Source organism: Arthrobacter sp. SO5, assembly GCF_020532805.1.
GTDB lineage: Bacteria > Actinomycetota > Actinomycetes > Actinomycetales > Micrococcaceae > Arthrobacter.
Map to the genome: position 1 here is coordinate 1 of NZ_MQTQ01000075.1, position 20,476 is coordinate 20,476.

Annotated in this window: 22 protein-coding genes and 1 pseudogene; 12 read left to right on the top strand and 11 right to left on the bottom strand. The window is 64.0% G+C overall.

The features are described from left to right. Positions 1 to 103 precede the first annotated feature (103 nt). Positions 104 to 1,177 carry an EAL domain-containing protein gene (locus BJG92_RS14185; protein ID WP_232084644.1) on the bottom strand — a complete coding sequence of 358 codons (1,074 nt, stop codon included), beginning with the start codon at positions 1,175 to 1,177 and terminating at the stop codon, positions 104 to 106. A gap of 228 nt (positions 1,178 to 1,405) precedes the next feature. Here BJG92_RS14185 and BJG92_RS14190 point away from each other — a divergent pair, with 228 nt between their 5' ends. Beyond that, positions 1,406 to 2,665, top strand: a complete 1,260-nt coding sequence (locus BJG92_RS14190) for an APC family permease (protein ID WP_232084645.1) — start codon at positions 1,406 to 1,408, stop codon at positions 2,663 to 2,665. A gap of 22 nt (positions 2,666 to 2,687) precedes the next feature. Here BJG92_RS14190 and BJG92_RS14195 read toward each other — a convergent pair whose 3' ends face one another. After that, on the bottom strand, positions 2,688 to 3,092 hold the full coding sequence (locus BJG92_RS14195) for an SHOCT domain-containing protein (RefSeq protein WP_232084646.1): 405 nt from the start codon (positions 3,090 to 3,092) through the stop codon (positions 2,688 to 2,690). Positions 3,093 to 3,304: 212 nt separating this feature from the next. Beyond that, positions 3,305 to 5,941 (bottom strand): LuxR C-terminal-related transcriptional regulator, encoded by a 2,637-nt coding sequence (locus tag BJG92_RS14200; protein WP_232084647.1) that lies wholly within the window; start codon positions 5,939 to 5,941, stop codon positions 3,305 to 3,307. A gap of 158 nt (positions 5,942 to 6,099) precedes the next feature. Between BJG92_RS14200 and BJG92_RS14205 the strand changes: the two genes are divergently transcribed. Then, complete coding sequence (locus BJG92_RS14205; protein WP_232084648.1) at positions 6,100 to 6,660, top strand: potassium channel family protein; 561 nt, start codon at positions 6,100 to 6,102, stop codon at positions 6,658 to 6,660. 458 nt (positions 6,661 to 7,118) lie between these two features. Further along, a complete protein-coding gene (locus BJG92_RS14210) occupies positions 7,119 to 8,537 on the top strand; it encodes a hypothetical protein (RefSeq protein ID WP_232084649.1) in 1,419 nt (472 codons plus the stop codon). Between the two features lie 9 nt (positions 8,538 to 8,546). Here the strand turns inward: BJG92_RS14210 and BJG92_RS14215 are convergent, their stop codons facing one another. Both BJG92_RS14215 and BJG92_RS14220 read right to left on the bottom strand, forming a co-directional pair. Continuing rightward, a complete protein-coding gene (locus BJG92_RS14215) occupies positions 8,547 to 9,377 on the bottom strand; it encodes a class II glutamine amidotransferase (RefSeq protein ID WP_232084650.1) in 831 nt (276 codons plus the stop codon). A 127-nt stretch (positions 9,378 to 9,504) separates the two neighbouring features. Continuing rightward, on the bottom strand, positions 9,505 to 9,882 hold the full coding sequence (locus tag BJG92_RS14220) for a PLDc N-terminal domain-containing protein (RefSeq protein WP_232084651.1): 378 nt from the start codon (positions 9,880 to 9,882) through the stop codon (positions 9,505 to 9,507). A gap of 472 nt (positions 9,883 to 10,354) precedes the next feature. On the opposite strand from BJG92_RS14220, the gene BJG92_RS14225 reads away from it, so the two are divergent. The 4 genes from BJG92_RS14225 (at position 10,355) to BJG92_RS14240 (ending at position 13,702) form a co-directional block, all read left to right on the top strand. Then, positions 10,355 to 10,828 (top strand): hypothetical protein, encoded by a 474-nt coding sequence (locus BJG92_RS14225; RefSeq protein WP_232084652.1) that lies wholly within the window; start codon positions 10,355 to 10,357, stop codon positions 10,826 to 10,828. A 170-nt stretch (positions 10,829 to 10,998) separates the two neighbouring features. Beyond that, positions 10,999 to 12,153, top strand: coding sequence for an AI-2E family transporter (locus BJG92_RS14230; protein WP_232084653.1), 1,155 nt, complete (start codon positions 10,999 to 11,001; stop codon positions 12,151 to 12,153). 39 nt (positions 12,154 to 12,192) lie between these two features. Next, positions 12,193 to 12,858 carry a GAP family protein gene (locus BJG92_RS14235; protein WP_232084654.1) on the top strand — a complete coding sequence of 222 codons (666 nt, stop codon included), beginning with the start codon at positions 12,193 to 12,195 and terminating at the stop codon, positions 12,856 to 12,858. A gap of 139 nt (positions 12,859 to 12,997) precedes the next feature. Continuing rightward, on the top strand, positions 12,998 to 13,702 hold the full coding sequence (locus BJG92_RS14240) for a hypothetical protein (protein WP_232084655.1): 705 nt from the start codon (positions 12,998 to 13,000) through the stop codon (positions 13,700 to 13,702). 458 nt (positions 13,703 to 14,160) lie between these two features. On the opposite strand, the gene BJG92_RS14245 is transcribed toward BJG92_RS14240, so the two are convergent. Then, positions 14,161 to 14,535, bottom strand: a complete 375-nt coding sequence (locus BJG92_RS14245; RefSeq protein ID WP_232084656.1) for a cupin domain-containing protein — start codon at positions 14,533 to 14,535, stop codon at positions 14,161 to 14,163. A 438-nt stretch (positions 14,536 to 14,973) separates the two neighbouring features. On the opposite strand from BJG92_RS14245, the gene BJG92_RS14250 reads away from it, so the two are divergent. From BJG92_RS14250 to BJG92_RS14260, 3 genes are all read left to right on the top strand, one after another. Beyond that, the gene (locus BJG92_RS14250) at positions 14,974 to 15,477 is read left to right on the top strand and encodes a GNAT family N-acetyltransferase (protein WP_232084657.1); all 504 of its coding nucleotides are present in this window, start codon (positions 14,974 to 14,976) and stop codon (positions 15,475 to 15,477) included. A gap of 120 nt (positions 15,478 to 15,597) precedes the next feature. Further along, positions 15,598 to 16,764 carry a cation:proton antiporter gene (locus BJG92_RS14255; protein WP_232084658.1) on the top strand — a complete coding sequence of 389 codons (1,167 nt, stop codon included), beginning with the start codon at positions 15,598 to 15,600 and terminating at the stop codon, positions 16,762 to 16,764. 174 nt (positions 16,765 to 16,938) lie between these two features. Beyond that, complete coding sequence (locus tag BJG92_RS14260; protein WP_232084659.1) at positions 16,939 to 17,343, top strand: STAS/SEC14 domain-containing protein; 405 nt, start codon at positions 16,939 to 16,941, stop codon at positions 17,341 to 17,343. Positions 17,344 to 17,405: 62 nt separating this feature from the next. Here BJG92_RS14260 and BJG92_RS18630 read toward each other — a convergent pair whose 3' ends face one another. After that, a complete protein-coding gene (locus tag BJG92_RS18630) occupies positions 17,406 to 17,570 on the bottom strand; it encodes a three-helix bundle dimerization domain-containing protein (RefSeq protein WP_374199806.1) in 165 nt (54 codons plus the stop codon). 77 nt (positions 17,571 to 17,647) lie between these two features. Then, positions 17,648 to 17,950, bottom strand: coding sequence for a hypothetical protein (locus tag BJG92_RS14265; protein ID WP_232084660.1), 303 nt, complete (start codon positions 17,948 to 17,950; stop codon positions 17,648 to 17,650). A 183-nt stretch (positions 17,951 to 18,133) separates the two neighbouring features. Here BJG92_RS14265 and BJG92_RS14270 point away from each other — a divergent pair, with 183 nt between their 5' ends. Next, positions 18,134 to 18,685 (top strand): antibiotic biosynthesis monooxygenase, encoded by a 552-nt coding sequence (locus BJG92_RS14270; protein ID WP_232084661.1) that lies wholly within the window; start codon positions 18,134 to 18,136, stop codon positions 18,683 to 18,685. Positions 18,686 to 18,764: 79 nt separating this feature from the next. Then, positions 18,765 to 19,067 carry a DUF4193 domain-containing protein gene (locus tag BJG92_RS14275; RefSeq protein WP_232084662.1) on the top strand — a complete coding sequence of 101 codons (303 nt, stop codon included), beginning with the start codon at positions 18,765 to 18,767 and terminating at the stop codon, positions 19,065 to 19,067. 37 nt (positions 19,068 to 19,104) lie between these two features. Here BJG92_RS14275 and BJG92_RS14280 read toward each other — a convergent pair. The 3 genes and pseudogenes from BJG92_RS14280 to BJG92_RS14290 all read right to left on the bottom strand — a co-directional run. Beyond that, positions 19,105 to 19,503 (bottom strand): annotated as a pseudogene (locus BJG92_RS14280) (DUF664 domain-containing protein); the annotation flags it as partial. Between the two features lie 73 nt (positions 19,504 to 19,576). Beyond that, entirely contained in the window at positions 19,577 to 19,915 is a 339-nt protein-coding gene (locus BJG92_RS14285; RefSeq protein WP_232084663.1) for an SHOCT domain-containing protein, read from the bottom strand. A 31-nt stretch (positions 19,916 to 19,946) separates the two neighbouring features. Continuing rightward, positions 19,947 to 20,414 carry a DUF6325 family protein gene (locus BJG92_RS14290; protein ID WP_232084664.1) on the bottom strand — a complete coding sequence of 156 codons (468 nt, stop codon included), beginning with the start codon at positions 20,412 to 20,414 and terminating at the stop codon, positions 19,947 to 19,949. Between the last annotated feature and the right edge of the window lie 62 nt (positions 20,415 to 20,476).

The window sequence follows — 20,476 nt, forward strand, 5'->3', positions numbered from 1 at the left end:
CAGGAGTACTTCGACAGCACAGCCGTCCCGGATGGGTCAGCCCCGATCCGTCACCAATCCGTTACCTCGGGCAACGGGGGACCGGCGCCGGTCAAGGCAAGGGTCACAACCACGCCCGCCGCGCCGCGTCAGGATCGGTCAGCAGCCCGACGTCCGGCGCGGGACTGTTCCAGCTTTCCCAGTCCCGGGGCAGGGCGGAAGGCCGGCCCAGGAAATATCCCTGCCCGGCCGTTATTCCGAGCCCGGTGACGGCAGCGAGTTGATCGCTGGTTTCGATTCCCTCTGCAGTGACCGACGCGCCGAACTGCCTGGCAATTATGGTCATGGCCTCACCGAACGAGTGGCGCAGCGGGTCCGTATCGATTCCCGCGATGAGATCCCGGTCAAGCTTGATGATCTCCGGTTCGAGCAGCCTGACGTGACGGATCGAGGCAAAGTAGGAGCCCACATGGTCAATCGCCAGCCGGACTCCCAGCGCCCGAAGCGGTGCCAGCGCTGACGCCAGGGCAGCGGGCTCCTCGTCGGTCAGGGTCTCGGTGAGTTGAAGGACTGTGCGGCCCGGATGTAGAACCGATTCCCGGAGCAGCCCCGGCAGGAGCGGATCAAGGCAGGTTGCCGGGGAGAGTTTCAGGGCCACGTACAGGTGCCCGGGCAGGCGCTGCGCGGCGATGAGGGCGGACTCCAGCGCCGCGAACTCCAAGTCACTTCCCAGCTGTGCGCTGCTCGCTTCGGCGAACCAGTGGTCCGCACTGTCGCTCCCGTTGCTCACGAAGCGGGTGAGTGCTTCGACACCCACGACGGCGTCCGTGGCGAGATCGAAGATCGGCTGGAAGGCCGTCAGGAGGGTCCGATGCGCAAGGACCGACTCAATTCGTGAGGCACCCGCGGTAGGGGGCAACGCGTCGCCCGGGCCACTCTGGCCGGCGGCGAGGACTCTGAGTGAAGCAATATGCTCTGCCAGCGCCACTTCCGGGCGTCCCGGGTTGGCTGCATGGTGTTCGCGGAGCTGATCGCGCACTGGCGCGTTCTCCGGTGCAGTCTGTGACAATACTGCGTCGATAATCTCAGCGGCCTGCCGGCGTATCCCCGGAGTTGTCCCGGGCTGGTTGCCGGCGGCCGGGGCGTTCGGCGGTTGTATCTCGTTGGGTGATGGCACGTTGGATGACTCGGTCGGCATTGGCGGTTCCTCTGTTTGCCGTTCCGGCTGAGCCCGGAACCGGCCTGCACACGTCCCTGTCCCCAGACGGGCCGCGGCAGTCCGTTACCGCACTGTACCGCGCAAAGAGAAACCTGGCTACGAAGTGGAAGGACAGGATTCAGGACTGAGTCCCGTTAGGCTCGTGACAGTATGGAATTGCCCCGGCAGGCGCCAGGGCTCTCGTTTTCTTGTGAAGGGTCTTCAGCGTTGAGCCACCATCCCGTCCTGGCCCGCCGACTGAACACGTTCGACGCCGTGGCCATTGGCGTCGGGTCAATGATCGGCGCGGGAGTGTTCGCCGCCTTCACCCCCGCGGCCCAGGCCGCCGGGTCCGGATTGTTGATCGGACTTCTTGTTGCCGCGGTGGTGGCCTACTGCAACGCCACGGCCTCGGCCCAGCTCGCCGCTCAGTACCCGACGTCGGGCGGCACCTACGTCTATGGGCGCGAGCGGCTGGGTCCGTGGCCCGGCTTCCTGGCGGGCTGGGGTTTTGTGATCGGAAAGACTGCCAGCAGCGCGGCCATGGCACTGACCTTTGCCGCCTACGCTGCTCCTGCTGGCTGGGAGCGTCCGGTCGCGATCGGCGCCGTCGTCCTGCTGGCGGCCGTCAATTACCGGGGAGTGACCCGCACAGCTGCCCTGACCCGGATCATTGTTGTCGCCGTCCTGGCTTCCCTCGCCGTCGTCGTGGCCGCCTGTTGGATCCCCGGTACTGCCGACCCCCTTCGCGTGGCCGACGGCGGCCTGCTTGCGCACGGCTGGTACGGGATCCTGCAGTCCGCCGGGCTGCTGTTCTTCGCCTTCGCGGGCTACGCCCGCATCGCCACGATGGGCGAAGAAGTCATCAATCCGCGCACGACGATCCCCCGGGCAATCGTGATCGCCCTCGCCATCGCCGCCGTCGTCTATGCCGTGATCGCGGTGAGCATCCTCTCCGTGCTCGGTCCGGATGGCATCGCGGGCACGCCCACCCCGCTTGCCGCCGCCGTGTCCGCCGGATCCTGGGGCTGGGCCGCCCCCATTGTGGGCGTCGGCGCCGCGCTCGCTTCCCTCGGTGCGCTGCTGGCGCTGATCGCGGGACTGGGCCGGACCAGCCTGGCAATGGCGCGGGAGGCGGACCTGCCGCGCTGGCTGGCCGCCGTGCACCCGCGCTTCAAAGTCCCGCACCGGGCGGAGCTGGTGCTGGCGGCTGCCATCTGCCTGATCATCGGCGTCGCCGACCTTCGGGGCGCCATCGGGTTCTCATCCTTCGGCGTGCTGGTCTACTACCTGGTCGCCAACCTCTCCGCGTACACCCAGAACTCCGAACACCGACGCTACCCGAAGGCACTGCAGGTGGCGGGCGCAATGTCCTGCGTGGCCCTGGTTGCCACGCTGCCCGTGGGTTCCGTGATCGCGGGGATGGTCATGTTCGCTGCAGGCATCCTTTACCGGGGACTGCGCCTGCTCCTGGCGAAGAGGCCGTAAGTCCCACGGCCGGACTGGCAGGTCAGACCATCACCTTGCTCTTGAGCGTTTCAAACTCTGCGGCACTGATGGTTCCGGAATCCAGGAGAGCCTTGGCTTTGGCGATCTCCTCGCTCGGGCTGGATGATGCGGCCGGCCCGGATGCTGCGGCGCTGCGGATGTAGGCCTCGGTGGATTCCTGGTCTTGGCGCGCCCGTTCCCTGGACCGCTGGGTCATGCCCTTGCCGCGGGCAATCAAGTAGACCACCAGGGTCAAGAAGGGAAGGAATGCCAGGAGGACGATCCAGACGGCCTTAAGCCAGCCGTTCAGCGTGTCGTCGCGAAAAACGTCGCCAATGACAATGAACAAGGCATAGAGGAAGGCGAAAAATACATAAACGAAGAAGAACCACAAGAAAATAGTCCAAAAACTATCCCAGAAATTCATTCTGGATCCCTGCTTTCAATTAATGCAGCGTTGTACGTGAGCGCAGCCTGCGTCGGGCATGAGGCTGGATGCAGGTCTCCCCTGCCTGAGGCACATGGGGGCTTGCAAAACTGGGAATATCCCGAAGATTTATCGATCCATCGTCAGGTGCGGTCTCGACACTCGGGCTCTCCTTTCCGCGTGGACGGGGTGGCTTTGCCACGATGGGCCAGTCATACGATCCCGCGTTCGGCCGCCATCTTGAGCGCATCGCGCCGGCTGGCTGCCCCGAGTTTTCGGTAAATTGACCGTTCGTGGGTCTTCACCGTGTTCACGGAAATGAACAGGGCCGCTCCTATTTCAGCTGCGGTCATGATGGAGCGCATGTAGGCAAGGACTTCGCGTTCGCGCCCTGTGAGGCTCCACTGTGAATCCGTCCCGATGGCGTGATCTGCCGCGTGGCGTGCAAGCCGCGCGGCGATGAAGGATTCATGAGTTGTGCCCCACACAGCATGCTGACTGAGAAGGTCGGCGAGTTCGTCTGCACGCTCGGTGAAAGGGCGCACCACGGACTGGGGTTCGGCCCGGTAAGCGGCGTGTTCAATCCGCTCGTGCGCCGTAGCTGAGTCTCCGCTCCCGTGGGCCAGGAGTGCCTCGGTCAGGCTCAAGCTGGTGTCGATATATGCATTGCGCCGGCGTTTTGTCATGGACTCGGCGCAGCGCCGGGCCGCCGTTATCTCTCCTCCCCTGCGGAGCAGCTCTGCCAGGAGGGTGTCCACCAGCGGAGCGTGCCCGCCCGCACCCAGAGGCCGAACGATCGTCAAGGCACCGTCCACATCGCCGCTTGCTTCGGTGACTTTGGCTGCCGTGATGGTATGAAAGTCGGTCCACGACACTCGATAGATCCCCCGCTCATGTTCGGAAGCAAGCACCGCGCTGGAGGCGGAAAGGTGGGATGGATCGCCGGTGGCACAATCGGCCAGAACCTGGTAAAGGATCCCGAGCGGCGCAAGCGGGAGCAGCTTGCCGCCTAAGCGCAAGGCCTTGGCAAGGTGCGCGCGGGCGTTTTTCAGATCGTCCGTCCAGTAGCACGCAATGCCGCGTGCCAGCCACGCCGCTGCCATCCGCTCCTGCGAGCTCCTGCCCAGCCTCTCGGCCCGTTCCAACGCGTTGGCTCCTTGATTGGCTGCATTCACCAGGTCCCCGGCGGCCGCGAACGCCAATGCGAGTTCTGCTGTGGCGGACACCCCGATCCCGGTCCGCGGGTTTGAATGAGCCGTGGCGCCGGCCGCCGGGAGCGGGGCGATCGCTTGCACCCCGTCCCGGTGCAACCGAACCTCAGCCGGACCAAGGAGCAGCAGGTCTGTCGCGTCGAGGGTGGGATTGCCGTCCGCTGAAATCTCGACGAATCGCTGGAAGTCGTGGGCGACGGCGCGTGGATTAGCCGGGCCGCCCAGGGGCAGAGCTTCAGAAGGGTCCACACGGTCAGACGTCGCGTGGCGCGCTGCATCCAGGGCAGAGGCGCCGGCCAAGGCACCCCGCGAAAATTCAGAGGCCGCCGCAACGGCCCCGGCGACGGCCCGGCAGGCGGACCTGATCATCAGTATCTCCGGGTCCTCGCCCCACGGGGCCGGCAGGTCGCGGCACACTTGTTCGAGGGTGCGGGCATCGTTGCGGAGCAGGAACTCGAGCCAATGCGGTCCGAGCGATGCCGCCGCAAGCCCCGGCGAGCGCCCGTTCAAAGCTTGAGCAACGCTTTCGCACACGTCGACGTCCCGAAAGTAGTGGGCCGCCACGCGGTGAAGTCGTTCAGCGAGAAGCGGGTCCCGGCGCTCCAGTATGCGGCGGCACTGCACCGCGAAGAGCGTATGCCAGCGGTACATCGATTCACCGCCGCGGTCATCGTGCCCCTCGATGAAAAAGCCATTGCGGAGGCATTCCTGGAGGCACATACCGCCACCCGGCCGGCCATACAGCTCGGTGGCGAGCCGGCTGCTGATCCAGTCGCACGTGGTGGCGCGCAGCACAAAGTCTGCCAGCGAAGGTTCCAGCTGGTCGACTACTTCCTCTGCGACGTAATCGACAAGAGATACGTGCGTTGGCAGGGCGATCGCAGCCCGGTCCCGGGAATTCTGCGTCTGTGCCAGGGCTACCAGGCTGGCGTGCACGGCCACGGGCCATCCGGAGGTCATCTGCCACAGGGACCCAGCATCAAACGCGGAGTCCTGCCCAAGGGCAGAGGCAAGCTCGGCGACTTCCCCCCGGGTAAAGGCGAGCTCGGCCGCCTGGACTTCACCGATGCCTTCCCCGTAACGCAGTCTCTCCAGCTGGATGGAAGGATGGCCACGCCCGGAGAGGACCAGCCGCAAAGCTGGCGGAGCCGACGCGGCGAGCACGCCGACGATTCCCTGGGCTAGCCCTGCGCCGGCCAGATGGACGTCGTCAATGACCAGGGCAACCGGCTCCGTGAGGTGTTCGAGGGCTCCGAGCAGAAGATCGTAGGAGACCGCACGGTCGCGGGCAAGATTCTGGTCGAGGGCCAACAGGATGTGGTTGCCGGGAAGAGGGAGTTTGCCGGCCGCGGACTGAATCGCCCCGAGGACCCCGTGGAAGAGCCGTTCAGGTTCGGTGTCGAACCTGTCCAGGGACAGCCACGCGCAATTCAGGTCCGAATTGCGGACCCAGTCGCCCAAGAAAGTGGACTTACCGTAGCCGGCAGGCGCGGCGACAAGGGTGAGCCGATGCGAAGCGACGGCCGCTGCCAAGTCGCGTTCCAGACGCGGACGCTCCAGCGCTCCCGGGCCGCGCAGGGGTGGCCGGATCTTGAATTGAGGAGCAGGCACATATCCGGAGATTACGGCGTCTTCCATGTGCAAAAGGCTAGGGCCACTTGAGACGGCACGAATAGGTCCATTGTGCCCTTTCTGTCCTCTTTACGGGCGCGCCTACTTTGCGATGCACCGTCCGCTGACGGCCCGGCCCGAGCCCCCGCCCAGGGGTGGTTTTCCCCGCGGGAGTATCATCAGTCATGGCAATTAACCGCGGCAGCCGCAAGGAGCCGGTCTTGGTCCGCCAACTCGACAAGATTGGCAGGCGCCGCGTCATTGTTGCCGCGGCAATACGCTTGATGGTTGTCCTGGCAATTATCCTGTCCCTCTTTTTCCTCATTCCGGTCGATGGATTCAATGCTGACAACCCTGCCGGCGCGTGGATCCGGCTTGGGGCTGTCATCCTCGTTTTTCTCATTGCCTTGGCCCTGCAACTGCGTATGATCCTCGCGGCAAAAGTCCCCCAAGTCCGGGCGGCCGAAGCGCTTGTGGAAACGATACTGATGTTTGTGTGCCTGTTCGCGCTGCTGTACTCGTCAATGTCCGCTACAGACCGTTCGACGTTCAGCGAACCATTGGGCAAGATAGATTCGCTGTACTTCACCACTTCCACGTTCGCCACTGTGGGGTTCGGAGACATTACACCCACGAATCAGCTCGCGCGGGCCATCGTGTCCGTTCAGATGATCGCTGATCTGGGTGCTCTTGTGCTGGTCGCAAAGGTCACCTTTTTCGCGGCGGGCAGACGTCTGGGCCGATAACTCAGCCCGCGGCAGCCTTTCTCACACGAGGGGGACGGTCGCGGCGCGATGGAACCGCGCGGGCGGACAATCCAGCAAGACCCAGCCGCGAAAAATGGCAACGCCGAACACCGGCTGCGGGTAGCCGGGCAATATCCCGCCACCGCCTGTGTGGCCCGCGCGCATGCGGGCTCGTTCCCCATCGCGGCCAATCACCCTTTGGGGGTGGGGTGAACCCGTCGTGGAGTGTGGAGAATAAACAGTGGTATGACTGCCCGACAGGCGCCCACCCGCCCGTACCTGAAACCCTTTCACCGCGGTCCTTACTTTGGAGTTGGTTCCCGTGTCGCTACCTCGTAGCCGTGTCCCTTTCCCAGCGCTGGAGAGCAAGGCGACGGAAAGTTCGGCGACGGTGCCGGCGTCGTCCGGCTGGACCTTCTGGCCAGTGCGGCAAGCCGAAACGCGGACGGTGCGTCCCCATGCCTAGTCATGATCCGGCCGGCTCCCCCGGCAACCCGGAGCAGCAGGAACTACTTCAGTTGCGGGCCGAGGTTCAACGGCTGCAGCTCGAGCGGGACGAGGCCAGAGAGGCAAGCCCGAAGTCTTCGGGTCCCCCAGGTGGACTGGCTCGACGGATCGTGGCCGTTGTCCTGGTGGTGCTTACCGCCGTCCTGGCCCTCGCTGCCGTTCCGGCACTGTACCTGCGCAGCGAGGTACTCGACGCGGATCGTTACGTGGCCACCGTCGCACCATTGGCCTCCGACCCTGCCATCCAGGCCGAAATCGCAGACAAGGTCACCGCACAGATCACCGAAGCGCTGGACATCGAAGCGATCACGCGGGATGCGATGACCGAACTCGGAAAAGTCGCGCCTCGAGTGGCAGGCGTGGTCACCGGACTGGCGCCGGCCATTGCTGCACAGACCAGATCGCTGATCCATTCCGCCGTTTCCAAATTCGTGGCGAGCCAACAATTTCAGGATCTTTGGATCCAGGTCAACCGCGTGGGCCACCAGGGTCTCGTCAACCTTGCGACAGGAAACACGGGCGGCGCCGTCAGCATCGACCAGGGCGGCACCGTGACGATCTCCACGAAAGAGATCATCTCCCGGGTGAAGAGTGCCCTGGTTCAGCAAGGCGTCGACATCGCCGCCAGGATTCCGGAGATTGACCGGCAGATCCCCCTGTTGCAGACGCCCGAACTGGCCAGGGCAGCGCAGGCAATCAGGACGCTGGACCAGACAGCCCCCATACTGGGCTGGCTGACGGTAATCAGCGCCGTCGGTGCCATTCTTTTCGCACCGCGGGGCTGGAAACGGCGCACGTTGAGCTACGTGGGTTTGGGCATAGCCGCCGCCATGGCTGTGCTGGCGCTCGGCCTGGCCGTAGGGCTGAACATCTTCCTCGCCACCATCCCGCAGGACGCGGTCTCCCCCGCAGCTGCTGCAAGCCTCGTGGATACCCTGCTGACACCCCTGCGGGCCAGCGTCCGGCTTGTCTTCGTGGTGGCGCTGCTGATCGCCGTGGGCGCCTTCCTGGGTGGCCACTCGCGCCCCGCCGAGTTTGTGAGGCAGGGTATTGCAGGGGCCGGAGACTACCTGTCCGGCAAGGTCGGCGCCGGTCAGGTTAAGCCGTGGCAACGCTGGCTGGCTCGCTACCGGCGGATCCTAGAAACCACCGTCGTCGGCGTTGCCGTGCTGGTGCTCGTCTTGTGGCAGTACCCGACGGCCGCAGTGGCCATCTGGACAGCCGTCCTTGCCGGGCTGTCGGTTGTGCTTATCGAGATCCTGTGCCGCCCGGCTGTTGCCCCGGGCCCCATCGCCGAAGGCCCTGCGGCCGGGGCCGCCGCGGCCAGTCCCCCGGAGTCGCCTGGGATTACTTCAGGCCCCGGACAATAGGCGCTGGGTCTAGGCTGTGGCGGGCAGGAACGGAAAGAAGTCCGCATCGCCTTCGTGAACCACAACGCACGTTGACTCCGGTATTTCCTGCCACGCTCCCTGTAGATCCCCCAGCGGCTCCGACACCACCAACCGTGTATCGTCGGACAGCTCATGGAGGACCGGATTGTCCGGGTACTGGACGCGGAGCGTCGACATGTCGGCACTGTGGAAGAGCGATCGGGAACGGCGTTCGCTCGAGTAGCGGAATGTCCACGTGGTGTCGCCGTCAGTAGTGGCTACTGTCATCTGGATCGGATTCTCGATGCCGTGGCTCCGGCCGGTCTCTTCAACCAGGCCAACCGCGGCTGCTACCGCCGCGCGAGGATCCCGTTCCAGGCCGAAGGTGAGCGCGAGGAAGAAGAACAATTCGGAGTCCGTTGATCCCTCGATCTGAGGAAAGAGTGCGGGTTCGACGGCCAAAGCGAGGTCGCGCTTGACGGCCGGAAAGTCCTTGATGAGGCCGTTGTGCATCCACAGCCAGCGGCCGTGCCGGAAGGGATGGCAGTTCGTCTGTTGGACTGCGGAGCCGGTGGAGGCGCGGATGTGCGCGAAGACGCGGCCGGCGGACGCGTGAGCTGCGAGCTCCCGCAGGTTACGGTCGTTCCAGGCCGGCTCCGTGCTGCTGAACAACCCGGGCTCGGCCCTGGTTCCGTACCAGCCGACACCGAAGCCATCCCCATTGGTGGTTTCGACTCCCAGCCGCGAGTGTTTGCTCTGCATAACCAGCGAATTGGCGGGCTTGAAAAGCAGCTCCTCCAAATTCACCGGTGAACCCGAATACGCGAGCCAGCGACACATGGCAACCTCCTCCTTCTCCTCCTTGTGAAGAGAATTCGATCCGTTGAAAAGAATTCGATCACGGTGGAGGCGCCCGGCGGATCATCCCTCGCGGATGGTCCGGCCCCGCCCTCCTCCTGCGACCCAGTTACTGGCGAAGGGCCCGCTCTTTGATGGCCGCGAATTCGCCGGCGGTAATGGTGCCATCGTCCATGAGGGTCTTGGCTCGTGAGATCTCTTCCGCCGGGCTGGATCCTGCCGCCCGGCGGACATAGTCGTCGACGTCTTCTTTTGCGACATCGGACCGGGCTGCCTGCCGAAGTGCCATGGACCGGCCGTGGGCTATCAGGTATGCCAAGCTACCAAGGATCGGGACGATGACCAGCAGGATCACCCAGAGGGCCTTGCTCCATCCGGTGCGCTCCGAATCAGAAAAAATGTCCTTGATGATCTGGAAGAGAATAACCAGGTAGGCGATAAAAAGATAAGTCCAGACCATTAGCCAGAAAAAGTCCCAGAAAGTCATTGCCTTTACCTTCATCCGAGCTGCTGGATTTCATGATTATTGCCTTTCACTATGATGAGCAAAAGGACGTCCGGTAAGGTCCGTGCAGAATTCGGTCAAACCCCGCAGCATCCGGATCGAGGGCGTCATCAAAGGCCTCACTAAGGCCTAGATAACCGGGGACAAAGGCGCTCCAGGGGTTGCGAACTTCTAAGCACCCAGGCTTCCTGACTGCCATCAGTCTCACCATTCCTTCGGCGCCCCTAAGCCGTATGCTCTCACAGACGCGCACTCGTGGGAACGGTCTTTGGAAATCTTGAATCACGCTTGATCTGATGGCCGGGGGTGCAGGCGCGAGGTCTCGCCTGTCCCGGCGCACGCTCCCGGATCACCCCCAGCGGGTGACGCGGACCGCCGGGGCAGGACGGAGAATTGTGCTGCCAGCGGGCGCTCGATTGCCGGGTGGCAGCCCGTCCAGGAGAAGGGTTCTCCGATGTCGAAACCACAACCAGTCCTTGCGCGATTGGTCGCGCTCGCAGCGGCCGTGGGGGTAGTCGCGGGCTGCAGCAGCCCCGGCCCAGCGTCCAACCCGAGCACCAGTGCGATACCGAGCCCCAGTGCCGGGTCAAGCCAGCCGGAGGACGTTGCGCAGCTATGCGCTGCTTCCAATGATTTCGCCAGCGCGCTGACGAATTTCAAGGACACGCTTAAGCCTGGCGCCACGATTGAGCAGGTGCGCTCTGCCCGGGATGAGGCCGTTAAGGCCTACGACGCTCTGATCAAGGAGAGCGAAAAGCTGGCCCAGGAGCGGGCGGCCGCCGTTGTGGCGGCCGAGAAGGAGTTCGTGTCCGCCGTTAACGCCGTATCCTCCCAGGCGACTGTTCCTCAGGCGGTGGATTCCCTGCGAAGCGAAGCGGCGAAGGTCCAGGCCTCGGTGGCCGACCTCAGGCGCGACGTCAAGTGCTGAGGCAGTGGTTCGCCGGCCCAACCCCGATTCGCCGAAGGCCCTCGTGTGGCGTCAGCGCCTGGCCCCTGGAGTGTGCTGACTTCGTCCTAGCGACGGGGCAGCCCCAATCCTCCTTCTAAGAGCGCCGCTGCGCGTCTACACTGTGCCTAGGGCGATCGAAGGAGGGCTCAATGGGGCCGGAACCATCGGAATCAGATCCACCCCCAGTCCTTCCCCGCACCGTCACTATCCTGCTTGCCCTCTCCGGGGCGACCATCGCAGCTTTCGGGATCGGCGCCATCAGCGGAATCTTCACGCCAGTTTTCTTCTCGTTCGTGCTCACTCTTTGCGTTCACCCTCTGCGGAAATGGATGCAAGGGCGCGGAATTCCCCGGGGATTAGCCACTGGCACCACAGTTGTTGCCGCCTTCGGCCTGCTGATCGGCTTCGGTGCTGTCTTGGTGGCCTCGCTCTCACAGTTTGCCGCGCTGTTACCGCAATTTGCCCCCCAGATAGCACAGTTTGGTGCCTCCATCGCCCAGGGGTTGGAATCGATCGGTTTCGGCGCCGATCAGGCGCAAATGCTTCTGCAAGGCTTCACTCCGGGCCGGATCATCGCGTTCCTCGGTGGTCTTCTGGGAAGCATCACCAGCATTGCGACAAGTATCGTGGTGATTCTGACGATGCTCATCCTCATGGCGGTGGACGGCTCGCGCGTGCCCGCACTCCTGACCTACCTGAAGTTGCACCGGCCTGCGCTTGTTACCGCCTTCGTCGGCTTCGGTGACGCAGTTCGCCGGTACATGGTCGCCACCACCGTCCTCGGACTAGTCCAGGGGCTGTTCAACTGGCTAGTCCTGGTCATCTTGCAGGTACCGGGCGCCCTGCTCTGGGGATTGCTTTCATTCATTTGCAGCTTCATCCCGAACATTGGCTACTTCATTGCCATCGTCCCGCCGCTGTTCTTCGGATTCCTCAGCGGCGGCTGGCCCACGGCCGTGGCCATCATCCTCATCTACGGCGTGGTTAACGGCGTCATCCAGTCCATCATCCAACCTAAGTACGTCGGAAACGCGGTGTCCCTTAGCGAGACACTGACCTTCATGTCTGTACTTTTCTGGGCTGTCATCCTGGGACCAACGGGGGCTATCCTCGCCGTCCCCCTGACACTCTTCGTCCGTACGATCCTCCTGGATTCAGATCCGTCTAGCGCCTGGTGGCGTCCCTTGACGGGAGATCGGAAGGACATCGAACCCATCCTCAAACTAGAAGACGACGCCATCCGCGCCCGCCGAGCACAGCGGGGGCGGAATGCCCCGGCGCACGGCAACACCCGGAAGGCCTGACGTGCTGTCAGGGTACCGCCTGGGGGAAGTGACCGCCGCGTGCTGAGCGTCGTCGCCAACCTGGCGCTGGTCGCCGTCGCCGGGGCGATCAGCACAGTGCCCCTGAGCATCACAATCCTGATTCTGCTGTCCCCGAATCCTCGCCACGGCGCCCTGCCCTTTCTCTTTGGCAGCCTTGCCGGATCGATCGTGATCGTCGGACTCTCCGCCGTCGGGCTGCAGTCCATGCCGGTCAGGCCGAAGCTGAATCAGGATGTGACGCTAGCGATGCTTGGCCTGGTGATCGGCGCATTCCTCGTGGGCTACGCCATTTACCTCTTCAGCCGCGGCGGCAAGACGGAAAGCGCCATGCTTGGCAAAATTGGGGCGAAATTCCAATCAGCCCGGACTTGGGAATTCGTAGCCTTGGGTCTGGGGCTGAACCTGCGCCCGAAGGCGCTCTTGCTCGCATTGACGGCCGGGGCCCTGATCAGTGTCCGGGAACCGACGCAGCTCTCCGGAACCATCCTTGTCTTTGCCTACGCCGCCGTCACCCAGTCAGCCGTCGTCGTGCCGATTGCCATCTGGCTGCGCTCCCCCGAGCGCGCCGAAGTGAAACTGACTGCACTCTTGGCCTGGCTCCAGCGAAACGGCCGCACCATTGCGGCGTGGGCATCCCTGGGAATCGGGCTGTTCATTGCCGGCTACAGCGCCCTTCAGCTCTGATCAGCCGATGACCGAGGTTCACGCCGGGGCCCCGCTGATCCGTTCGTCCGAGATCGGGGAGAAGGTGTAGTTATTGACGTGGGGCACCAACTGCCCCAAACCAGGTCCCGCGATGATCGGCGGGGGCAGGAGGGTCCGAATGCACACGATTCCGCGCATCACGGTCGAAGTGCCAGCACTGAGGATCGGATCAGAGCCCGCGGACTTTGAGGAATTGGTCAGCCATGTCGACGCGCCGCGTAACCGGCAGGGGCTGCACATGACCCTGCTGCACATCGGTGTCCTGGCAGACTTCTCCCGGGACATCGCCTCCTGGACCACCGGCATCACTAGCCCCGATGAAACCACCCGGCGGACAGTTGCCTGGCTGGAGGCGCTGCCAGTGCTGGAGGGTTTCTCCGCAAGCGCCGAAAGGTTGGTGGTACTCGGCGGCGGAGGCGTGTGCGGTCTCGAAGTGGAGGCTCCCCAACAAGTGCGTGACTACCAGGTGTCCCTGCTCCAGTCGCTGCATGAACTTCTCGATTCACTGCTGGTGGACAACATCGATGACTTCATACTTAGCTCGCCCGCCCTCGGCTACCGGCACCCCCATTGGACACCCCACATTGCAGTGGGTCGTCCGAAAACGCGGGGCCGCGGACCGTGGGAGATAGGACCCCTTTCAATCGACTTCGGCGAGTCCCGGATCAGGAACCGCCGGCTACTCCCCGCCGTCGGTCCCGAATTGGGCCAAGCCGAAAAGCGCGATCACCTCCCACTCCGGTTCCACGCCTGCAGCACCCCGGGCCACCGCCGCCCGGAAGATGGCTCTCCCCGATCCTGCCCGGAAGGTGTTCAATGGTAGTAGTGGCAGCGCCTGTGCGTAACCATGCATGGATTTGAAGTGGCATAGATTTGAAGTGGCCGCGATTTGAAGTGGCCGCGTTTTCTTGCCGGACCTGCGGGTCCGGCGCGAGACGGGGTCGGCGACGCTTGAGAGCCCTCTGAGACCGGGGCATCTCTCCCCCCAGCCGTCGTCGGCCCCTTTGGTCTTCTTAAAGGGGCGTCCTCGCGCAAGCCACCCCGGATGTCAGCCAGCACTGTCCGGGGCCGGGAACCTAGGCGTGTAAAGGTCCCACACCGGGAGGTTGCCCCGGCGAGCCACCCATAGAGAGACCGTGAAAAAGTCACGTCCTCCGGCGGCTTCCTTCACCCCATGGATCCGCGCCAATGGCCTGCACAAATCCCCAACGCGCTTCGCCGGTGCCGCTTGGGCATCGGCGCAGCGAGCCGGCCGATGCCGGCTGTCTTGGCGTCCGGTAGCTAGACGGGTTTGGCGAATGTGGCCGCACTCAGGATTTCGTAGCCCACGAAGGCCTCATCGTTTTCGACCCAAGCATCATGGCCGGCGGGAATTGCGTAGGCGTCGCCGGCGTGAAGCGTGACGCGGGTTCCATCGTCCATTTCGACTGTCAACGTTCCGGCTGCGCAAAACCCCAGATGGTTGTTCTGGCAGCTGTCCGTGTGCACCACGGTCTTGACTGTCTCGGACCAACGCCAGCCGGGCTCGAACGTGAGCCGTCCCAGGGTGGTGTCGCCGAGGGTGACCACGTCAACTTCAGTCTTGGGCGGCCGCCGTTTTTCGTCGGGTTCGTTGAAGGACTTGGATTCCAGGGCCTTCACAGTTATTGCGGGCATCTTGTCCTCCTTGTGAGGGAGCGGTGATAGCTGGTCATCGGAGGCGCTGGGGAGGGCTCCGAGGATGAGGGTTCGGCTGGTCCGCGCGGGTGCCCGTTGCAGGGCCGCGCCGAACAATTTTCGAGTTCCGCTATCAGGCTCCTCTCCGCAGAAGTTGGTGTCAATATGAATTCCCCGTGTTGGCGGAGCAGGGGACGTGCGTCCCGGCGGCCCCCGGCAAAGGAGAAGTGTTCACGGTGACGGACAGCATAACGAGTCGCCAATCAGCTCGGGTGGGATGAAGGGCTTGTTGTGCTGGCGGCACCCGACGAACTGCTGGCGCCGCAGTGAACGCGGACATGCCCGGCGCATCCCGGGTCCTCGGGTCTTCCGCGCGCGGCCCTGCATGCCGGACACTATGTTCAGGAGTGTGTCCGGACCGGAGAAGGCGGAGCTGTCATGAATGCAATGGTCACCCTTGCGGCACCAACTGGGCCCCAGGACCGGCGTGCTGCCACCATCGAGGTCCGGCCGCTAGAAGCCCTGGACCTCCCCGAACTCACCGTTCTGTACCGTCGCGCCTATGCCGACGGCGCCTACGACCCTGGTGAAGGCGCAGCCGGCGGGATCGGCGCCCTCCTGCAAGGTGTCCACGGAAGTCCGGTCCCCGACGCCACTCTGGTCAGCGTCGACGCCGGCGGGAACATCACTGCAGCCATCATCACCACCGATTCGGCTGTTGCCGCTGAAGCATCCGGTGCGGCCATCATCGCGGAGCTCTTCACCCACCCCGATCACCGCAGGCAAGGCCTGGCGGAAGAGCTGCTCCTCCGCTGCATCCACGCCCTGCATGCAGCAGGACGGACCTCGGTGACCGTCCGGGTGGACAGCAGCAACGCGGCGGCGATGGCCTTGTACCTCTCCCGGGATTTCCGTCGTCTGCCCGACGATGACAGCGACTGACCGGCATCCGGCAAACTCCCGAAGCCGCGTCCGAGTCTCTGGGGTCTCCCCCATCGACGACGAATATGCTCCGACGACCGCGGCCCGGGTTACGGCTCCACGGCGGGCATGGCGGCCGACGTGACGTTCTTGACCCTGGCGTTGGTGGGCGTCGTGGCCTTGGCGGGACCGGTGCTGGCTCTGCCCATCCAGTGGCGCCTCCCAGCGGTGCTGGGTGAGCTGCTCGCAGGGATCGTGATCGGAAGCAGCGGCTTTGCCCTCGTTGATCCGACAGATCCGACTTTCTCCCTGCTTGCGGACATTGGTTTTGCACTCATGATGTTCGTCGCGGGAACCCATGTGCCCGTCCGGGATGCGAATATCCGCTCCGCGCTGGGGCGGGGTTCGCTCCGGGCGGGAGCTGCTGCACTCCTGGCTGCCGCTGTTGGAATCTTGATAGCGGCGCTATTCGCCACCGCCCATGCACCGCTTTACGTGGTGCTGCTGGGTTCCTCTTCGGCGGCGCTGGTCCTGCCCATCGTGGAATCCCTTCGTTTGGGTGGCGTGGAAGTTCTCGCGATGACCGCCCAGGTCGCCGTGGCGGATCTGGCCTGCATCGTCGCTCTTCCGCTGGCGGTTGATCCGAAGAATGCGGGCCGCGCCGCGCTCGGCGCGCTGGCGGTCGCGGCCTGTTCGATAGCACTGTATTTTATTCTCCGGCCTCTGGAGAAGTCCGGTGTTCGGGGCCGGTTGCACCGGATCTCAGAAAGCCGCAAGTTCGCGCTGGAACTGCGCATTCAGCTGACGATTCTCTTTGCCCTCGCGGGACTGGCAGTTTTCAGCCACGTCTCAATCATGCTCGCGGGATTCTCCTTTGGACTCGTCGTGTCGGCTGTCGGGGAGCCCCGGCGACTGGCCCACCAGTTGTTCGCGCTAAGCGAGGGATTTCTGGGTCCGGTGTTCTTTGTCTGGCTTGGCGCCTCATTGAGCATGCGTGACTTGTCCACTCACCCCGAAATGATCCTGCTGGGACTCTGTCTCGGCGTCGCGGCAGTGTTTGTTCACGCCGCTTTGCGGGTTCTGGGACTCCCGCTGTCGCTGGGGGTCCTCAGCGCCGCTCAGCTGGGCATTCCTGTGGCGGCAGTGAGCATCGGCACCCAGCTGGGCGTGCTTCTTCCGGGTGAGCCCTCGGCGTTGATCCTCGGAGCATTGGTCACCATCGCAGCCAGCGTCGTGGCTGGCTCGCGGTCTGCCCACTCGTTCGCCCAGCCACCTCCTGCCCAGGACACGCACAGACCGGCGCGATGACGGCTCGAAGGAGCCATGATCCCGATCCGTAAGCTGGTCCTTGGCTCCGGTGCCGCCGCCAACGACATCCTGTCGCCCCGACGCGCAAAGTGCGGAGGTTCCGTAGATTTGTCCACGATACGAGACGGGTGATTGGCGGTTCACATGAGGCGCTAGCCTCATGAGGGGGCGCGTATGGAACACATCGAACTGGCAGGGGGCAAGGCCACCTTAGCCGACGGCCCGCACGGGGTCCTCCGTCTGGCCTGCAAGCCCGGCTCCATCCTCGACGCCGATGATGCGCGGACCGTGGTGGTGGAGGTGCAGCGCCTGAGCGGCAATACGCTGCGACCCCTCCTCGTCGAGATTACGCACGTGAGCATGAGCTCAGGGGCGCGCCGGATCCTTCTTGAGACGCGCTTTGTTGCGGCAGTAGCACTCGTCGGGCTCACCGTGGTGGATCGGGTACTCGCAGCGGCCCTCCAGCGCGAGCGGAGTTGCCCCCAGCACTACTTCACTTCCGTCCCTGAGGCCATGGAGTGGCTGCAGCGACTCCCGTCTCCGGGTGGAACCGCCTCATCAGCTCCAGCGCAGTACTAGGGTTCGCCTGTCCGCGTGCCGTGCCGGCTCAGTCCAGGCCCCACGATGGACGACGACGGTCCTCATCGGGACAATCTCGCCTTAGCTGCGCGTTCGACAAGGACCGGAACGAAGTCACGCACCCGGCCGCTGTCCAAAGCGTGGTGTTCCTCCCGGACCGCGTCCTCGATGCTCGAGCGTGGCACTGCAGGGAATCGTTCGGCAAGCCGGTCGACGACTTTCACCATGGCTTTCAATTCGTCGTCCCTGGTCACTCTTCGAGTTTCGGGCGGGCAGTGGCTACCGTCAAGAGGGAGTCTACATATCAGCGAACAGCCACCTGCTCGATGGCGACCGTTTCAATGATTCTGGTCGAGGGCTCTCCGACCAGCGCAGGCGCCGTGACGCCCGTCTTCCACGTGTCGTTCTGCAGCCGCGCGAGAAAATCTACGGCCGCTTCCTGCGTATCGAAGTCCATCTCCAGCATCACATAGTCCTCCTGATCGAGCGGACGGGAGATGCGGTAGGACCTCACCCCCGAAGCGGAGCGGTCTAGGGGGTCACTGTCGAACGCACTCCTCCACATGCCGAAGTCCCGGACACGGTGTTCGATCTGCAGGGTAATCATGGCTGCACTCCTGTCGACAGTCCTACAACCCCAACCTTAGGCCGGAAGGTCGTTCCAAGAAAGGCGTACCCTTACTGAACTCATGGATATGCATGGACCGCGGACCGGACCCCTAACCCGCTCGGTAGGATCTGTGGTGTGACCCTCTCCGATTTGCATGCCCAGCCCGTTACTGTGTCCGTTGTGCGCACAGTCCAACCCGGCCGGACGCGCCAGGCCAGCGCCTGGGCCCATGCAGGCCAGGAACTCGCCCGCGAATGGCCCGGCTACCTTGGTTCCGGCTGGGTCCGCACGTCCGGGGATTCGAATGAGTGGCACATGCTCTACCGCTTTGCCAATGCCAATCTCCTGAACGACTGGGAGCAGTCCGACGAGCGACGCTGGTGGATCGACAGCGCAGCAGACCTCGTGGAAGTTACGCAGATAGAACGGCGAACCGGCATTGAGGGTTGGTTCGCGCAGCCCGGAGATGCCCACCTCACCGTCCCCGAGACCGAAGTGCCGCCCCGGTGGAAGCAAATGGTCAGCATCTTTTTGCCCTTCTTTCCGCTGAGTCTGCTGGCCAACTTCCTGCTGCACCCGCTGACCCAGGGATGGCCCTTGACGCTCCAGGTGCTGCTGGCCACTTGTCTCCTCACCCCGCTGATGACGTACGTTTTTCTGCCCGTGACCACCAGGCTGCTGGGTCCATGGCTTCGGAGGAAACGCTGGCAGGAGTCCGGAGACCGCACATGAATTTCGTGGCACTGGAATAGAGCCGGCATGGTGTACGTTTCAGCTCGAACAAGCCGGAAAAGAAAAGAGAATCACCTAAGTGGCAACCGATTATGATGAAGTCCGCTCCGACGTCAAGGAGACCCAGGACAACTCCCTGGAAGCACTGCAGTCGGCCAACGCTCCGGACGCCCTGAGCGTCGTTCGCGAGCTGGATGAAACCGACGGCCTGGACGGAGCAGGTGTCCCCGGCGGTGAGTTTATCGCCGAAGAGCTTATTGTCCAGGTCATCCCCCAGGCAGACGATGAGTTCACCTGCTACTCATGCTTCCTGGTCCGTCACCGGTCCCAGATTGCTCTGGAGAAAAACGGACACGTGTACTGCCTCGACTGCGAAGGATAGGTCGACTGCGAAGGATAGCCGGGAGCCGCTCCCGGCGTCCGGATCGGTTGCCGTGGACCACGTCGTCGCGCCCCAAAACTGACGTCGCAAGGCGCGATGACTCGCATGCCTCCCGGTGGGCCCGTTGGACGGTGGCAATAGTGTCCTCGGCATCGAGGATAAACGACTCCTCGGGCGTCGCCGGGATGCCGATCTCTTCTCGGGAACGGCATGTGAGGGCTTCGTCAAACCAGACCTTCTCAACGAAGGTCGCGTGCTTCACCAGACCAAGCAGAGTAGTCCGGGACGGCACCAGCGACCGTCGGACCTGCTCCTCTGTCAGCCCGACCAGGCAGTGATTGAGCGCGCGGCGGTGCTCGCCAAGGAACGTCTCGAACTGGGCAAGGAGTGGTTGATCGACGACGTCCTCGGCGGAGGTAGTTGGGGGTGAGGGCATGTGTGAACTCTCCCATACCCGCCTCCCGGGAACAATCGCCTCCGTGGGGCTTCAGCCTTGCCACCCGAAGAGGTTACGCGCCGAGAATCTTCGCCTTCTGGACGGCGAACTCCTGTTCCGTGAGGATCCCTTGCTCCTTGAGCGCCCCGAGCTCCTTGAGCTGCTCGATGGCCTCGTTTGAAATTCCGGTCGTCGGGGGTGGAGCCGGTTGCTCGTAGGCAGGTTGCGGTGGCTGGTCCGAAGGTTGCTGTTGCTGGCCCATCTGCTGGTCATAAGCCTGCTGCTCCGCAGCCGCGGTCTGGGCGTCCTTTTCGGCGAACTTCGAAGCCTGCCGCCGTTGGACGCGGCCACTGACCGCGGTTGCTGTCCCGGCCACAACCGCCGTTCGCGCCATACCCCTAAGCAGTCCCATTTTCTTTCTCCTCTTGCGTCGGTCTTATGTATCAGGCTACGGTCGGCTCGGCGTCGAGGGCCTCGAGCGCTGCCATCACGTCGGGAGCCGGGATCCGCGTGCTCGCGACGAGCTCGCCTCCGCCGTCGCGAACGGCCGCCACGAAGGGTGCGGCCCACGTGTTCTCGTAGACAATCAGCGCGGCTACGCTCCCCGGAAGAATCGCGCTTGCTGCTTCCGCGATTTCCTCGTTGCCAAGAAGTCCGGAATGCGCGCCGTCGAAGTACGAAAACGCCTCCGCGGGACCGCCCGGGTCGGTGAGCTCGAGGACTACAACCGAGCTGTCCTCGTTCTTCATGATGACGAGGAGATCAAAGAGCCGGATCACGCCCTGCTCAACGAGCCGCACAAGTTCTTCGCTCACCCGTCCCGTCAGTCCGGCCACAGGGAACTCAAGGAGCACGAAGTCGACCGGCCCGTGCGCCTCTGCCTCTGCCTCTGCCTCTGGTGTGGTTGTCACTGGCTTTCCTCCGTTGCATTTCGAGCGCGCTGTCCGGCGCGTTGGTTCAAGTGTGGTCCTCG

Bases quoted from the DNA above. Each gene is read 5' to 3' on its own strand.
- BJG92_RS14185 (WP_232084644.1), bottom strand. From the start codon at position 1,177: ATGCCGACCGAGTCATCCAACGTGCCATCACCCAACGAGATACAACCG.
- BJG92_RS14195 (WP_232084646.1), bottom strand. From the start codon at position 3,092: ATGAATTTCTGGGATAGTTTTTGGACTATTTTCTTGTGGTTCTTCTTC.
- BJG92_RS14200 (WP_232084647.1), bottom strand. From the start codon at position 5,941: ATGGAAGACGCCGTAATCTCCGGATATGTGCCTGCTCCTCAATTCAAG.
- BJG92_RS14205 (WP_232084648.1), top strand. From the start codon at position 6,100: ATGGCAATTAACCGCGGCAGCCGCAAGGAGCCGGTCTTGGTCCGCCAA.
- BJG92_RS14210 (WP_232084649.1), top strand. From the start codon at position 7,119: ATGCCTAGTCATGATCCGGCCGGCTCCCCCGGCAACCCGGAGCAGCAG.
- BJG92_RS14215 (WP_232084650.1), bottom strand. From the start codon at position 9,377: ATGTGTCGCTGGCTCGCGTATTCGGGTTCACCGGTGAATTTGGAGGAG.
- BJG92_RS14220 (WP_232084651.1), bottom strand. From the start codon at position 9,882: ATGACTTTCTGGGACTTTTTCTGGCTAATGGTCTGGACTTATCTTTTT.
- BJG92_RS14225 (WP_232084652.1), top strand. From the start codon at position 10,355: ATGTCGAAACCACAACCAGTCCTTGCGCGATTGGTCGCGCTCGCAGCG.
- BJG92_RS14230 (WP_232084653.1), top strand. From the start codon at position 10,999: ATGGGGCCGGAACCATCGGAATCAGATCCACCCCCAGTCCTTCCCCGC.
- BJG92_RS14240 (WP_232084655.1), top strand. From the start codon at position 12,998: ATGCACACGATTCCGCGCATCACGGTCGAAGTGCCAGCACTGAGGATC.
- BJG92_RS14245 (WP_232084656.1), bottom strand. From the start codon at position 14,535: ATGCCCGCAATAACTGTGAAGGCCCTGGAATCCAAGTCCTTCAACGAA.
- BJG92_RS14250 (WP_232084657.1), top strand. From the start codon at position 14,974: ATGAATGCAATGGTCACCCTTGCGGCACCAACTGGGCCCCAGGACCGG.
- BJG92_RS14260 (WP_232084659.1), top strand. From the start codon at position 16,939: ATGGAACACATCGAACTGGCAGGGGGCAAGGCCACCTTAGCCGACGGC.
- BJG92_RS18630 (WP_374199806.1), bottom strand. From the start codon at position 17,570: ATGGTGAAAGTCGTCGACCGGCTTGCCGAACGATTCCCTGCAGTGCCA.
- BJG92_RS14265 (WP_232084660.1), bottom strand. From the start codon at position 17,950: ATGATTACCCTGCAGATCGAACACCGTGTCCGGGACTTCGGCATGTGG.
- BJG92_RS14285 (WP_232084663.1), bottom strand. From the start codon at position 19,915: ATGGGACTGCTTAGGGGTATGGCGCGAACGGCGGTTGTGGCCGGGACA.